Here is a 14,037-nt window from a genome sequence, read left to right as displayed (position 1 = left end):
GATATTCCCGAACTGTGAGCATGGCCACGCACCACCCCGTGCACCAAGCTGCCAACGCTGGCATGACAGGCGCCGCGAGCAGCACGAGAGCGCGGCCGGCGAGGGCCAGCCCAGCACATTCAGTTTCGTCAGCGCGTCCACGACCCGCCCTCAACTCGCCGCCCCTGCCTCCGCCGCGCATCCCGGATCGCCACCGCCGTGCCGCCCAGCCCCGCGACAAGGACCACCGCGCCCACGGCCACGTACGTGGCGAGGCGAGCGTTGCGTTCCTCGGGGGTTTCGCCGATCTGGAACTTGGCCGGGGTGGGGGCTTCCTGCTTGCCCAGGCCTTGCTGGGGGTTGGGGGACTCTATGGGCTGTTCGTCCTCCGTCAGGGCTCGGACCGGGTCCACCACTCCCCAGCCGACCAAGCGGTCGTGGCCCGCGATCGTGCGCTCAGCCGTCTGTTCGATCTGGGCGACGATCTCGCGGGCGGTCCAGTCGGGGTGCTTCGCCTTGATCAGGGCCGCGACGCCGGCGACGTACGGCGCCGAGAAGCTCGTGCCGTTGTCCGAGCAGTGGCCGCCCTTGGGGACCGTGGAGATCATGTCGACGCCGGGGGCCGCCACGCCGACGAACTCGCCGGACTGGGAGAAGGATGCGCGCTCGTTGTTGCGGTCCGAGGCCGCGACCGCGAGGACGCCCTTGTAGGACGCGGGGTACGTCTCCTTGACGTTGCCGCCCAGGCCGTCGTTGCCCGCCGAGGCCACGACGACGATCTTCTGGGCCAGGGCCTCGTTGATCGCCAGCTCCAGGTCGGACGTCGGCTTCACCGCGTTCGACGTGTCCTGGGAGATGTTGATGACGCCGGCCCCGGCCTGGATGGCGTAGCGAATCGCCCGGGCCAGGCTGTCGGCGGTGCCGTGGCCCTCCGCGTCGTTCTGCTGGATCGGGATGATCGTCGCCTCGGGGGCCAGGCCCACGAAGCCGGTGCCCTCGGCGGGGCGGGCCGCGATGATGCCGGCGACCTTGGTGCCGTGGCCGACCGTGTCCGTGGTGCCGTTCTCCTTGCCCCGCTCGATCGGGTCGCCGTTCTCGTCCTTGAGGTTCTTGTCCAGGAAGTTACGGCCGCTCTTCGCGTCGACCGCGTCGCGCAGCTGCGGATTCGTCACGTCCACGCCGGTGTCGATCACCGCCACCCGTACGCCCTTGCCCCTGGACTGGCTCCACAGCTCGTCCAGGAGGACGCGCTGCAGGGACCAGGGACGGCCCGGGTACTTGCCGTTGGGGAACGCGCACTGGTCCGAGTACGGGAGGTCGGCCGCCGCCGCGGGGGGCGCGAAGACGACCGGGGCCGTCGTGAGCAGGGTCGCCGCCACCGCGGTCGTCATACGGAGGAGACGGAGGAAGGAAGGCACGTGTCGCATCTCCGCGCCCCTCACGAACCCTGCGGCTGGCGTGCCGCCGTCGTCGACAGGCGTGGGCCCGTGGGCAGGAACTCCGACCAGGCGGCGGGGATGGGCGTGGGGTCCACGTCCTTGTAGCCCAGCCGGGTCTGGGCCTGTTCGGCCTCCTGCTGGGCCTGCTCGCGGTCCTTGGCCGTGGTACCGATGCCGGCGTCGTCCGTGCCGCTGTCGGCGTTGGACTGCAGGACGTAGCGCAGGCCCGTGTCGGTGACGAGGAAGACGGGGCCGGCCTTGGTCTCCTCGCCCTGGAACTGGCGGTAGAGCTGGCCGGAACCGGGCGTGACGTACGCGCTGGAGGAGCCGGTGGGGAGCTTGGCCGGGAAGTCCGTGCCCGCCCAGGTGCTCAGAGTCGTGGCGCCCGAGTTGGCGTTCACGCCGCGCAGGACGTTGCAGACGGTGCTGCGGCTGCCGGCCGCTCCGGAGGCCTCGTTGACGGGCTGGGGGTCCTCGGTCGGCCAGCGGTGCTCCGTGCCGAACGGCTTGCCCGGGACGATCGCGCCCGGGCCCATCTCCTTGGCCTGACCGGCTTGTCCGAGGGAGGCCAGGTCCTTGCTGAACAGCAGGAGCTGGGCGACGAAGGCCGAGATGGGGGCGACCCGGCCGGGCAGCACCACGTAGGACTGCTCCGTGTTGTTGTCGGGCGCCTTGAGTACCATGCCGACCCTGTTGGTCGTCTCGTCCAGCTGACCGGGAGCGTCGGCCGCAGTGCCCACCTGGTCGGTGATCTCCGGGAAAGAGATCGGGTCGCCACGGTGCAGGGTCTCCAGCCACTCCTTGGACACCTTCTGCGGCTTCCGGCCGGAGCCGACGACGGCGCGCAGCAGCAGTTCGTCGCTCTTGTCGATGGGGTACGACCGTCCGCTCGCGTCCACCACGTAGTGGTTCCCGCCGGGGTCCGCGACGTAGAGGAGTTGACCGCCCGTCAGCTTCTCTCCCTTGCCCTCGGTCGCCTTCATGTCGCGGGAGGCGAGGACCAGGGCCGCCTTCTGGATGGACTCGCCGCCCGCGCTGGGGCGTTCGCAGACCGCCCAGCGCTTCTCGCTGCCCGCCTCGGACGCCGAGGGAAGGCGGTCGGGCGCGTACGGGATGCCGATGGTGACGCCGTGCGGGATCTTGCCGTTGTCGAGGACGGACTCGGCGACGGTCACCACCTCGCCCTCACCCTCGTTGAGGAGCAGCTTGGCGGACGCCATGTTGAGGACCGGGTGCAGCTGGACCTGCTTGCCGGTCTTCAGGACGACGTAGCGCGTGGTCGAGTCGCTGGCGACGATCACCTTGGCGTTGGGGGCGTTCCAGCCTTTGGGTGCGGTGGGCTTGAACATGCCCCACGCCCCGAAGACGGCGATGACGATCACGCCCACGATGATGCCGGGCAGCACCGAACGCAGCGGACGGGGCGCCCCCTCCTCCGAGCCGTCGGGCGAGGACTGCAGGAAGGCCGCGAGCATGCGGCGCTTCGCGAAGGTGTAGGCATTGAGCTGATCGCGCCGAGATGCCATCTGTGCCTGTCTCTCCCCGTGTTCACATGGGCCGCGCTCGCCGGGGTGACCTGGTCCCCCGCCTCCGATGTCAGAGCGGCCCCCTACTATGCCTGGTATCCACGGGGACTTGTGGAGCGGGTAGGGTACCCGGGCCTTCAAAGGCCTTGTGCGGTGCTGAAATACCAGCGAGTTGTGAGCAAAACGGGGGGATGGAGTGATGGCTTCCGGAACGCGCGCCCGGTCCCGTGACCGATCGCGGACACGGGGCTCCTCGGCGCCCCGGCAGACACCGGCGCAGCGGCCGGCCTCGCCGAACGCACTCCACCTCAGGGTGCGTTCGGGTCAGGTCGGGGCATTCCGGTTGCAACGCTTCGTCCTGTTCGAGATCGCGGCCGCCATTCTGCTCGTCGGATGGGTGATCGATCCCGTGGCCCTGGTGCCTGCGGCCGTCGTCGCCGTCTGCCTGGTGCTGCTCTCCTTCTTCCGTCGTCGCGGCCGCTCCCTGCCCGAATGGCTGGCCACGGCAAGGGCGTTGAAAGCGCGGCAGCGCCGGGCCGCGAGTACGCCGATACCGGAGGGCACGGAGCCGGGGCTCGCGCCGGCCGTGGAGTGCGACCCGAGTCTGCGGACGTACACGTACGCCGGCCGTGACCGCCGCCCCGTCGGGATCATCGGGGACGGCACGTTCGTCACCGCGGTCCTGCAGGTGGAGGCCGACGCCACCGCGCTGCGGGCCGAGCGGAACCGCCAGCCGCTGCCGATCTCCCTGGTGCACGGCGCCCTGGAGGTGGACGGGATCCGGCTGGAGTCGGCGCAGGTCGTGCTGCACACCCAGCCCGCGCCCGCCATTCATCTGCCCCAGCAGTCCGTGGCCGTCGCCAACTACGCGCCCCTGCAGGAGCAGACGGGTGCGCCGGCCGTGCGGATCACGTGGATCGCGTTGAAGCTCGACCCGGAGTTGTGCCCGGAGGCCGTGGCCGCGCGCGGTGGCGGTCTCGTCGGAGCGCAGAAGTGTGTCGTGCGTGCCGCCGATCACCTCGCGAGCCGGCTGACCGGGGCCGGGTTCCGTGCGCACCTGCTCGACGAGGACGAGCTGACCTCCGCCATCGCCACCTCGGCCTGCGCCAACCCGCTGGTGACGGCGGAGGCCGGGCGTACGGAGACGCGCGAGCGGCGGACCGAGGAGTCGGGCCGGAGCTGGCGCTGCGACAACCGCAGACACACCACGTACTGGATCCGCCGGTGGCCCGCACTGGGGGGCGAGCGGGCGCCGTCGCTGCCGCAGCTCCTCGCCCTGGTCACAGCCGTCCCCGCGCTCGCCACCACTTTCAGCCTCACGCTCACGCGCGGGGAGCGGCAGGAGGTCTCCGTGTGCGGGCACCTGCGGGTGACCGGGCGCAGCGACGACGAACTCGTCGCCGCCCGGCGCGCGTTGCAGGGCGCGGCCCGGCACACGGGCACGGGGCTCGCCCGCCTCGACCGGGAACAAGTACCCGGCATGCTCGCCACTCTGCCCCTCGGAGGCGCCCGATGACGTCGATGACCACGCGCGTGGGGCAGGCGGCCACCGGTCGCGGCGAGCCACAGCCCTCTGTCCCCGAGCGGGCACGCGAACTGCTGTGCAGCGGCCTCGGGTTGATCGGCCCGCGGCACGCTCGGCACTCCGTGTCCGTCGATCAGTTGGACGCCCTCACCCTCCCCATCGGCGACGACGGCGTCGTCATCGGAGTGGACGCGGAGGGGCGGCCCGCGGTGTTGGGGCTCAATCGGCCGACCGCGTACGACGTCGTGCTCATCGGTGGGCTGTGGACCGTGCAGGTCATCGCGCTCAGGGCGGCGGCGACGGGAGCGCGGGTGGCCGTGGAGACGGGGCGGCCACAGGCCTGGATGCAGATGGTGCACGCCATGGGGGGCGGGCAGAACGGGCTGGCCGTGTATGACGTCGGACGGGTGCCCCCGCAGGGCACCTCGGCCGGTACGCCCGTCTTGGTCGTGCGGGACTGCGGTATGCGGCCGCCGCGCGGTCGGGTCGTCTCCGGGCCCTGGCAGTCGGTGCTGACCCTGCTGCCGTACCTCAGTCCGGTGGCTCCGCGGCTCGTGCGGCAGGCGCGGCTCGTCGGGGTGCAGAGAATCTCGCCGGACGAGGCGACGGAGCTGGGCCGCACGATGGCGCTGCCCCGGGCCGAGGTGGAGGCCCTGCCCGGCCTCTCCGACGGCCTCACCCTCTGGTGTAGCGATCGCGACCGGCAGTACGTGCTCACACAACCGACCGACGCCGAGATCGGATTGTTGGGTACGCCGCGCAGGATGGACTGAATCGACCGTCGCCCGACGTGAATTGAGCATTCGGGGGCGTTTCTTCCGCTTTGTCTTGCGGCTTCATACCCGCTATCGGGCGGTTTGTTCATCGGGAGTGGTGACGTGTACGACACCTGCGGGCCCGGTGTGAAGCAGTGCGCGGGTCGTGATGGGGTGGATGGGCCTGCCAGGGTGGGGCACGTGGTGATTAGGCTGGGACAGGGCGCGATGTCAGAACCCGTGGACCGGACGTCGGCGCCCCAGGGGGAGCCGGTGGACCGGACGACCTCGAACGACCAAGGCCGACAAGTAATGGTCGCCCCGGCACGGCATGAGGGTGCTCGACCACACCAGGAGGAATTGTGAGCAGCGATCGGGACGGGATCCGCGGGGGCTGGGCCACACCCGACGATGACCAGCCCGACGCGGAGTCCGCCATCGAGATGACGGGCGAGTTCACCATCGACTACGCGCCGCCTGCCTGGTACACGCAGAACGCGGGTGGTGGGGGGTCGGGGCAGTCCGGGCATTCCGGTCAGGAACCCGGTGCGGCCGGTGCCTCAGGTGCGCCTGCCGCTGCTCCGTCTTCGCCGGACTCCGGTTTTCCGGCAGCGGCTCCCACTCCGGCCCCGGCCCCGGCCCCGGCTCCGGCTCCCGCCACGCCGCCGATGGGGGAGCCGACGGGCGTGCCCAGGCCACCTGCCGGGAACGGCTTCGAGTTGCAGCAGCCGCAGGCACCCGCCCCGCCCCAGGCACCCGCTCAGCCGCAGCCGCCGGCTCAGCCGCAGGGTCAGTGGGCTCCGGCTGCCCCTCCGGCGGCTCCTGAGACCCCCGTTGCGCCGCCTGCCCCTCCCGCCGCACCCTCCTACCCGGCTTCCGGCGAGGGCGAGTCCGGAAACGGCGATCTGGAGAGCGGCGACACCATGCGGTTCTCCGCTGCCTCCCTGAAGCGGGAGATCGCGGAGCTCGCCGCCGCGGCCGGGACTGGTGGGGCCGGGCAGAACTCTGCCGACGAGAGCGCAGTCGCCGGTTCCGCCGAGAAGACTTCGGCTCAGCCCGGCGACGGCGACAGCGCTGCCGACGGTACGGCCGCGGACTCGGCCGGTGCAGATGCCGGTACTGGTGCCCGTGGTCGTACGGATGACGACGCGGACGCCTCCGCCGACGCTGCCGACGACTCCTCCTCGGCGGAGGGCGACGCCGACACTCCCTCCCCGACGGCCGACCACGCGGACGAGGACGCGGAGGCTCCTGCGGCCGAGGACGCGCAGGCGGCTCCGGCGGACGGCGAGGCCGAGGAGACCCCCGCACAGGAGGCAGGCGGCACCGCGGACGAGTCGTCGGACGCGGGGGCCGCCCCCCAGTCCGGCTTCCCCTCCTGGACTCCCCCTCCGGCGGCGGAGGGCGAGGTTCCTCCGCTGCCGCCGTCGTACCAGCCGGCCGCCCCGGCCCCGGCGGCCCAGTGGCCCGCACAGCCGCAGCCACAGCCGGAATCCGCCGCGCCCGCGCCGGACCAGCCGCCCGCGTCGGCGCCGCAGCCGCCCTTCCAGCCCCAGGCGCCGCAGCCCGCGCCGAACGCCTGGAACCAGCCCGCCGCGCCTGCGCCGCCGAGCCCGGAGACCCCTCCGGCCCCTCAGGCCCCTCCGCAGCCCGGCTACGGCTTCCCGCACCCCGGCACTCCGGCACAGCAGCCGCCTGCCCCCAACGCGCAGGGCGGATACGGCTTCCCCCAGCCTCCGCCGCCCAACGCCCAGGGCGGATACGGCTTCCCGCAGCCCCCTGCCCCCAACGCGCAGGGCGGTTACGGCTTCCCGCACCCGGGCGCACCCGGCGCCCCCGGCCCCCAGGCACCGAACGCCCAGCCCGCCCCCAACCCGAACGCCAACCCCCCGGCCCAGCCCGGTGGATACGGCTTCCCCCAGCCGCCCGCGCAGCACGGCCAACCGGCCAACCCGGCGCAGCCGCACCCCGGCGTTCCGCAGCAGCCCAACGCCCAGCAGCCGCCGCACGGCCAGCCCCCGCACGGCCAGCCGCCGGTGGACCCCCGCACCGGTGGCGCCTGGCCCCAGGCCATGCAGCACGACCAGCGGCAGCCGAGCAACCCGGGTGCGGCGCCCCTCGGTTACACCGCGGCCGTCGAGCTGTCCTCCGACCGACTGCTCAACAACAAGAAGCAGAAGGCGAAGAGCAGCCGCCCGGGGCCCGGCGGGGGCCGGTTCAAGCTGGGTGGGAAGAAGGAAGAAGCCGAGCGGCAGCGGAAGTTGGAGCTCATCCGCACCCCGGTGCTGTCCTGCTACCGCATCGCCGTCATCAGCCTCAAGGGCGGCGTCGGCAAGACGACCACGACCACGGCCCTCGGCTCCACACTCGCCACCGAGCGGCAGGACAAGATCCTCGCCATCGACGCCAACCCGGACGCCGGTACGCTCGGCCGCCGCGTGCGGCGCGAGACCGGGGCCACCATCCGTGACCTCGTCCAGGCGATCCCGTACCTCAACTCGTACATGGACATCCGGCGGTTCACCTCCCAGGCCCCCTCCGGTCTGGAGATCATCGCCAACGACGTCGACCCGGCCGTGTCCACGACCTTCAACGACGAGGACTACCGGCGCGCCATCGACGTGCTCGGCAACCAGTACCCGGTCATCCTCACCGACTCCGGTACCGGTCTGCTGTACAGCGCCATGCGCGGTGTGCTCGACCTCGCCGACCAGCTCATCATCATCTCGACGCCGTCCGTGGACGGTGCGAGCAGCGCCAGTACGACGCTGGACTGGCTGTCCGCGCACGGGTACGCCGACCTCGTCTCACGGTCCATCACCGTCATCTCGGGTGTCCGCGAGACCGGCAAGATGATCAAGGTCGAGGACATCGTGGCGCACTTCGAGACCCGGTGCCGGGGTGTGATCGTCGTCCCCTTCGACGAGCATCTCGCCGCCGGTGCCGAGGTCGACCTCGACATGATGCGGCCGAAGGTGCGGGAGGCGTACTTCAACCTCGCGGCGATGGTCGCCGAGGACTTCGTACGGCACCAGCAGAAGCACGGCCTGTGGACGAGCGACGGCAACCCGCCGCCGGTCGCCGCACCTCCGATGCCGGGCCAGCAGGGTCAGCCGTACGCCCCCGGCCAGCAGGCACCCGGCCAGCCCGGCCCGTACCCGCAGCAGCCCCACCCGGGACAGCAGCCGCACCCCGGTCAGCCGGGACAGCAGCCGTACCCCCCGGGCCAGCCCTACGGCCAGCCGGGCCAGCCGCCCGCCCAGCCGGGACAGCCGTACCCCCAGTCCGGCGGCCAGCCCCAGCCCTACCCCCCGCAGCCGGGACAGCAGCCAGGACAGGCCCACCCCGGCTATCCCCCGCAGGACGGGCAGACCCCGCCCCCGCCCCCTCCCCCGCAGCAGTAGCCGCACGCGAACGAACGAAGGGCGGCCGGTGCCCCTGAGGCACCGGCCGCCCTTCGGCGTCCTACGGACGACTACGACTACTCGGCGTCAGCCGCCGCCACCAGCTCCCGGCACCGCTTCACGTCCTCGCCCATCTGCTCCAACAACGCGTCCAGCGTGTCGAACTTCGCCTGCCCGCGGACGAAGGCCAGGAAGTCGACGGCGACATGCAGCCCGTACAGGTCCAGGCCCACGCGGTCGATGGCGTACGCCTCCACCGTGCGCTCGGTGCCGTCGAACTGCGGGTTCGTGCCGACGGAGATCGCGGCCGGCATCGCCTCGCCGTCCACATGGAGCCAGCCCGCGTAGACACCGTCGGCGGGGATGGCGGTGTGCGGGAGCGTCTCGACGTTCGCCGTGGGGAAGCCGAGCTCGCGACCGCGCTGGGCGCCGCGGACGACCACGCCCTCCACCCGGTGCGGGCGGCCGAGGATCTCGGCGGCACCCTCGACGTCGCCCTCGGCGACCAGGCGCCGGGTCAGGGTCGAGGAGAAGGGCTCGCCGCCGCCCGCGTCACCGGACACGTACAGGTCGACGACCTCGACCTCGAAGTCGTAGATCTTGCCCTGCTCGGTCAGGAACTCCACGTTCCCGGCGGCCCTGTGGCCGAAGCGGAAGTTGGGGCCCTCGACGACCGCCTTGGCGTGCAGCTTGTCGACCAGGACCTTGACGACGAAGTCGGCCGGCGAGAGCTTCGAGAACTCCGTCGTGAACGGGAGGATCAGGACCGCGTCCACGCCCAGGTCCGCCATCAGTTCGGCACGGCGGTGGTGCGGGGCGAGCAACGGCGGGTGGCTGCCGGGGCGGACGACCTCGCTGGGATGCGGGTCGAAGGTGACGACGACGGCGGGAACGCCCAGTTCACGGGCGCGTTCCACGGCATGCCGGATGATCAGCTGGTGTCCGCGGTGGACTCCGTCGTAGGAGCCGATGGTGACGACGCTGCGCCCCCAGTCCTGGGGGATGTCCTCCAAGCCACGCCAGCGCTGCACTGTGACCGCTCCTTGTCGAACCCGTGTCCGTCTCTCTGCCTTTTGCGCAGGTCCTCATGCGCAGGTCTAAGGGTGCCATGCCGCGCGCCCGCGGCCCGCATCGGCATGGGGCTGTGACGGGACGCACGTGGATGTCGCCTGCTCACGCGGGGACTCGTACGCCGGCCAGGCTCTCGATCATCCGGCGGGCGCTGGGGCCCACCACCGCCGCCCAGTCGTCCGGGGTCTCGGTCAGCCAGCCGGCCACCAGCGCGGCGAAGCCGGGCACGCGCCGGCAGAGGTCGACAAGGCCGCGGTCGAAGCGAGCCGCGCCCTGAGGGGTGCGCACGAGGAGGAGGCCGGCGCGGTGGACCAGGTCGCGGGCGCCTGTCGCCCATGCCTCGCTGTGTGCGGCCGCCGTGTGCAGGACCGCGATCAGGACGGACGGTTCGTGTTCGTGGGTCAGGAGGAACTCGAGGAGTTCCTGGCGCAGAGGGCGGGAAGCGGGGGTGCCCGGGGCGGCGAGGACGGCCGCGAGGGCCGCCCGCGCCCGCTCCGGGCCGCCGTCCAGCAGGCCGGTGACCAACGGCAGGAGTACGGCCCGGGCGGCGGGGCCGTGCTCGAGGCGCCGGTCGACGTACGCGGCCACGTGGGCGGCGGTCTCCGGCCGTTGCTCCACGGCCTCCCGCACCAGGGTGGCGACCCGGCGGGCCAGCGCGGGCGTGGTGACGTCGGCGAGCGTGCGCAGCGCCTCCCCGGCGTCGGGGCGGCGCAGCCGGTCCCGGAAGGCGTCGAGGACCTGGTCCGGGTCGGTCGCCAGGGCCGGGACCAGCGCGCTCGGCGGGAACTGCGGGTCGCCGGCCACGAAGTGCCCGAGCGCCTGCGGGAGATGGCGGGCGCGGGTGTGCGGATCGCGGATCAGCAGGGCGAGCGCGCCGCCGTGCAGGGTGCGGTCGGCGGGGCGGGCGAGCAGGGCGAGGGCGGCATGGCGCAGCAGTTCGCGGTCGGCCTCGGTGCGGACGTGCGGGGCGGTGCGCAGCCCGGACGCCACGGCGGCGGCCCGCCGCGCGGGCCGTTCGTCGTGCGCCCACCGGTCGACGGCCCGGCAGACGGCCGACGGCTCGTCCTCGGCGAGTACGGCGAGCAGCTCGTCGGCGCGGTGGTGCGCGCTGTCGACGAGGACTTCGGTGAGGTCGTCCAGGGCCGGGTGGCGATGGGTGTGCAGCAGCGCCTGCGCGGCCTTCGCCACGGTCGCGTGCGGGGTCGCGGGCAGCGGTCGCTCGTCGTCGAACCAGCGGATGAGGTGCGGTTGTACGGCGGTGGGGTCGGCGGCGAGGAGACGGGCGGCCGCGTCGAGGTAGCGGGGGCCGGTGTCCCGCCGGGGGCCGTCGGCGAGGACGAGACGGCGGAGCAGGTCGACGCGGGTGTCCTGCGGGAGCGGCAGGGCGGTCCAGAAGTCCGGCCCGAACTCGGCGGGTACGGGCCGTTCCCGGCGGCGCCAGGTCACGATCCGGTCGGTGAGCAGGATCAGGACGGCTGTGTACGGCGTCGCGTCCGGGACGCGCAGCAGGGTTTCGGCGAGGAGGCGGGCGGCCCACCAGGAGTGCGGGTCGGCGTCGAGCGCGTGGGTCAACTCCTCCAGGCGGTGGGCGAGTCGGGGTGTTCCGTGCCGGCGGGCGAGGTACAGCAGGGCCTCGATGACGGGGCCGATGCGGTGGTGCGGGACGGGGAGGGGGTGCGTGCCGGAGGTGCCGGGCGGGCGGGTGCGGTGGCTGTGGACCAGGGCGCGCAGGGCCTCGTCCAGGTCGAGGTGCATGCCCTGGATCCAGTCGGCGAGCTCTTCGTGGGCGAAGCGGTAGCCGGTGCCGACGGGGACGAGGAGGCCCTCGGTGAGCACGGCGGACGCCCAGCCGGTGCCGCCGCCGAGCCTCGCGGGGGCGGTACCCCAGGGGAACACCGCTTCGAACGACGTCCGGTCCAGTTCGCCCTGGCCGGGGCCCAGGCTGCGGCGGGCGGCCTCGTGGACCTGGCCGGAGACCTTGGCGGCGAGGCGGCGTACGGGGGTGCCGTGCGGGCCGTTCTGTTCGGCCAGCCGTACCGCGATGCGCAGGCACATCAGGTCGAGGTAGGCGGAGAAGACGTCCTCGCGGTCGATGGGGGCGTGCGGGGGTTCGGGGAGAGCGGCGTGGACCTCTGCGAGGAGGCGGAGGGTGAGGGGGTGGCGGGCGTCGGGGCCGGTCAGGGTGCCTTCGGGGATGCGGTAGCGGGTGCGGGCCTCGCGGGACTCGTCGTCGTGCAGGTCGCCGAGGTGCACGCAGGGTGGGAACGGCCGGGAAGTCTGCGTCCCACTCCTGAGGGCTGCCGCCCCCGCACCCCCGCTGTCGGCCTGAACGGCCTTGTCCTCAAACGCCGGACGGGCTGACGGATGCGGACCGGCGTGGGAAGGCGAAGCCCCTCCATGCAGCATCTCCTCCGGAAACCCCGCCCCCGCCACCTCCCAGTACTCCCCCCGGCACGCCACCACCAGCTTTGCCCCCGTCTCCCGCAGCCACCTCGCCGTCCCGTCGGTCCACTCCGCGAGGCGGTGGGCCAGGACAGGTGGCATCTCCTCGGGACCGTCGAGGAGGAGCAGGAGGGGCCGACCGGCGGCTCGGGCCAGGCGGGCCAGGCGCTCGGGGGTGGCGTCGCCCAGGTCGGCGGGACAGGCGGCGGCTTCGACAGGACGGGAAGCGGCCACGATCCTCGCCGCCCGGGTCAGCGCCCTGCCCGCAGCGTCCGCCACCGAGGTGTCGCCGCCCTTGAGGTCGGCGCCGCGCAGCCACAGCGTGGGGGCCGGTTCCGCGCTCCGGGCGCGCCGGGCGGCGAGGGCCGCGAGTTCCGTCGTACGACCGCTGCCGGGATCCCCGACGAGGCCGAGGACGGCGGCCGGGCCGTCACTGAACGCGGCGAACTCCGCCACCGTCCCCGCCCGTTCGACCGGCTCCACCGCCCACGGGCCCCAGGCGTCCGCCGGCCCGCTGCTCCGGGGGTCCGTCGATCCCAGTCCCCCGGCGTCCTTCGGCTCGACTCTCCCGGCATCCGACGGCCCTGTTCGCCGGGCGTGCGTCGGCCCCGGTCCCCAGGCACCCGAAGGCCCCAGCCCTCCAGCGTCCTTCGACCCGACTCCCCCGGCATCCGCCGACCTCGCTCGCCGGACATCCGACGATCCTGATCCCCAGGCACCCGACGACCCCAGCCCCCCGACATCCGACCGCCCCGGCTCTCCAGCACCCGACAACCCCGGCCGCCGGACATCCAACGACCCCGATCCCCAATCACCCGACGACCCCAGCCCCCCAGCGTCCTTCGACCCGACTCCCCCGGCATCCGCCGACCTCGCTCGCCGGACATCCGACGATCCTGATCCCCAGGCACCCGACGACCCCAGCCCCCCAGCGTCCTTCGGCCCCGCCCCTCCCCCATCCCCCCACCCAGACCCCCAACCCACGAACCCCGCCACCACCCCGGCCGGACCATCCCGCCCCACCGAGGCAGCCGTCAGTTCCAGCACGCCGGCCAAGTTGAGGTCCGCGCCATACGCGGGGACGGTCGTCGCGTTGCGGGCGAGCAGGTCGGACAAGGGGCCGTTCGGCGGTGGGCGGAGGGGTGCCGCGAATGCGGCGTCACCGTGGTCGTTCCGCAGCGCGGTGCCCAGGACTGCGACCACGGCGCCGGACGCGGCGTCGAGCACCGGGCCTCCCGCGGCCCCGCCGCCCTGTCGCAGCGCGTCCCGTCCGGCCGTGCCGATCGCCAACTCAAGGGCGTCGTCGAGGTGATGGAAGCGGTCCTTGGCCGTGTACGTCACGCCGGTCGCGCCCAGTACACGGGCCTCGCGCCAGCAGCCGGCGGGGACGCGCACATAGGTGCCGACCTCGATCCGGTCCCGCACCGTGATGGGGAGCGGGTCCACGTCGAGGCCTTCGGTGTGGATGAGGGCCAGGTCCAGTTCGGGCAACGGGGTCACCGCGTCGGCGGTCACGACGCAGCTGCGGTCGCCGGCGGCGTGGAGCACGAGCCGGGGCAGACCGTCGACGGTCTCGTGGCTGGTGACGACCGTGCCGAGGTGGTCGGCCACGAAGCCGGTGCCGCGGGGCCGGCCGGCCGGGTCGTGGATGCGGACCAAGGCCTCGTCGCGCCCCGGCCCCTGTACCTGCCCCGGCCCCGGCCCCACGTCCCGCCCCGGGTTCTGCCCCGGTGCTTCGTCAGGCCTCTGTCGGCCGCGCGCGTTCCGGGAGTGGTCCGGCCGTGCGGTGCCGCTCGCGTTCCCGGTCCGGGGGCCCCGTCCCGCCATGGTCGATCCTCCCCGCCGTACACACGTGCCTGGCCTCGAAGGTAGGCGCGAGGTGATCAGCGGGACAGA

Annotated in this window: 7 protein-coding genes; 3 read left to right on the top strand and 4 right to left on the bottom strand. The window is 73.3% G+C overall.

Translation table 11 applies throughout. The annotated features are described in order from the left end of the window. Nucleotides 1-128: 128 nt before the first annotated feature. Both mycP and eccB read right to left on the bottom strand, forming a co-directional pair. Nucleotides 129-1,406, bottom strand: a complete 1,278-nt coding sequence (gene mycP, locus ABT063_RS09835) for a type VII secretion-associated serine protease mycosin (protein WP_351056680.1) — start codon at nucleotides 1,404-1,406, stop codon at nucleotides 129-131. Nucleotides 1,407-1,417: 11 nt separating this feature from the next. Next, a complete protein-coding gene (gene eccB, locus ABT063_RS09830; RefSeq protein ID WP_351056679.1) occupies nucleotides 1,418-2,944 on the bottom strand; it encodes a type VII secretion protein EccB in 1,527 nt (508 codons plus the stop codon). 199 nt (nucleotides 2,945-3,143) lie between these two features. Between eccB and eccE the strand changes: the two genes are divergently transcribed. From eccE to ABT063_RS09815, 3 genes are all read left to right on the top strand, one after another. Beyond that, nucleotides 3,144-4,460 carry a type VII secretion protein EccE gene (eccE, locus tag ABT063_RS09825; RefSeq protein WP_351056678.1) on the top strand — a complete coding sequence of 439 codons (1,317 nt, stop codon included), beginning with the start codon at nucleotides 3,144-3,146 and terminating at the stop codon, nucleotides 4,458-4,460. Further along, nucleotides 4,457-5,242, top strand: a complete 786-nt coding sequence (locus tag ABT063_RS09820; protein ID WP_351056677.1) for a hypothetical protein — start codon at nucleotides 4,457-4,459, stop codon at nucleotides 5,240-5,242. The genes eccE and ABT063_RS09820 overlap by 4 nt, the downstream gene beginning before the upstream one ends. 344 nt (nucleotides 5,243-5,586) lie before the next feature. Then, complete coding sequence (locus tag ABT063_RS09815; protein WP_351056676.1) at nucleotides 5,587-8,628, top strand: SCO5717 family growth-regulating ATPase; 3,042 nt, start codon at nucleotides 5,587-5,589, stop codon at nucleotides 8,626-8,628. A gap of 77 nt (nucleotides 8,629-8,705) precedes the next feature. Here ABT063_RS09815 and ABT063_RS09810 read toward each other — a convergent pair whose 3' ends face one another. Further along, entirely contained in the window at nucleotides 8,706-9,659 is a 954-nt protein-coding gene (locus tag ABT063_RS09810; RefSeq protein ID WP_351056675.1) for a bifunctional riboflavin kinase/FAD synthetase, read from the bottom strand. A gap of 142 nt (nucleotides 9,660-9,801) precedes the next feature. Then, nucleotides 9,802-13,968, bottom strand: coding sequence for a serine protease (locus tag ABT063_RS09805; protein WP_351056674.1), 4,167 nt, complete (start codon nucleotides 13,966-13,968; stop codon nucleotides 9,802-9,804). Nucleotides 13,969-14,037 lie beyond the last annotated feature (69 nt).

The sequence above is a fragment of the Streptomyces sp. NPDC002838 genome (assembly GCF_040295365.1).
In the GTDB taxonomy this organism is placed as follows: domain Bacteria; phylum Actinomycetota; class Actinomycetes; order Streptomycetales; family Streptomycetaceae; genus Streptomyces.
The sequence above is the reverse complement of the archived record's forward strand: the minus strand, read 5'-3'. Positions and strand labels throughout refer to the sequence as shown.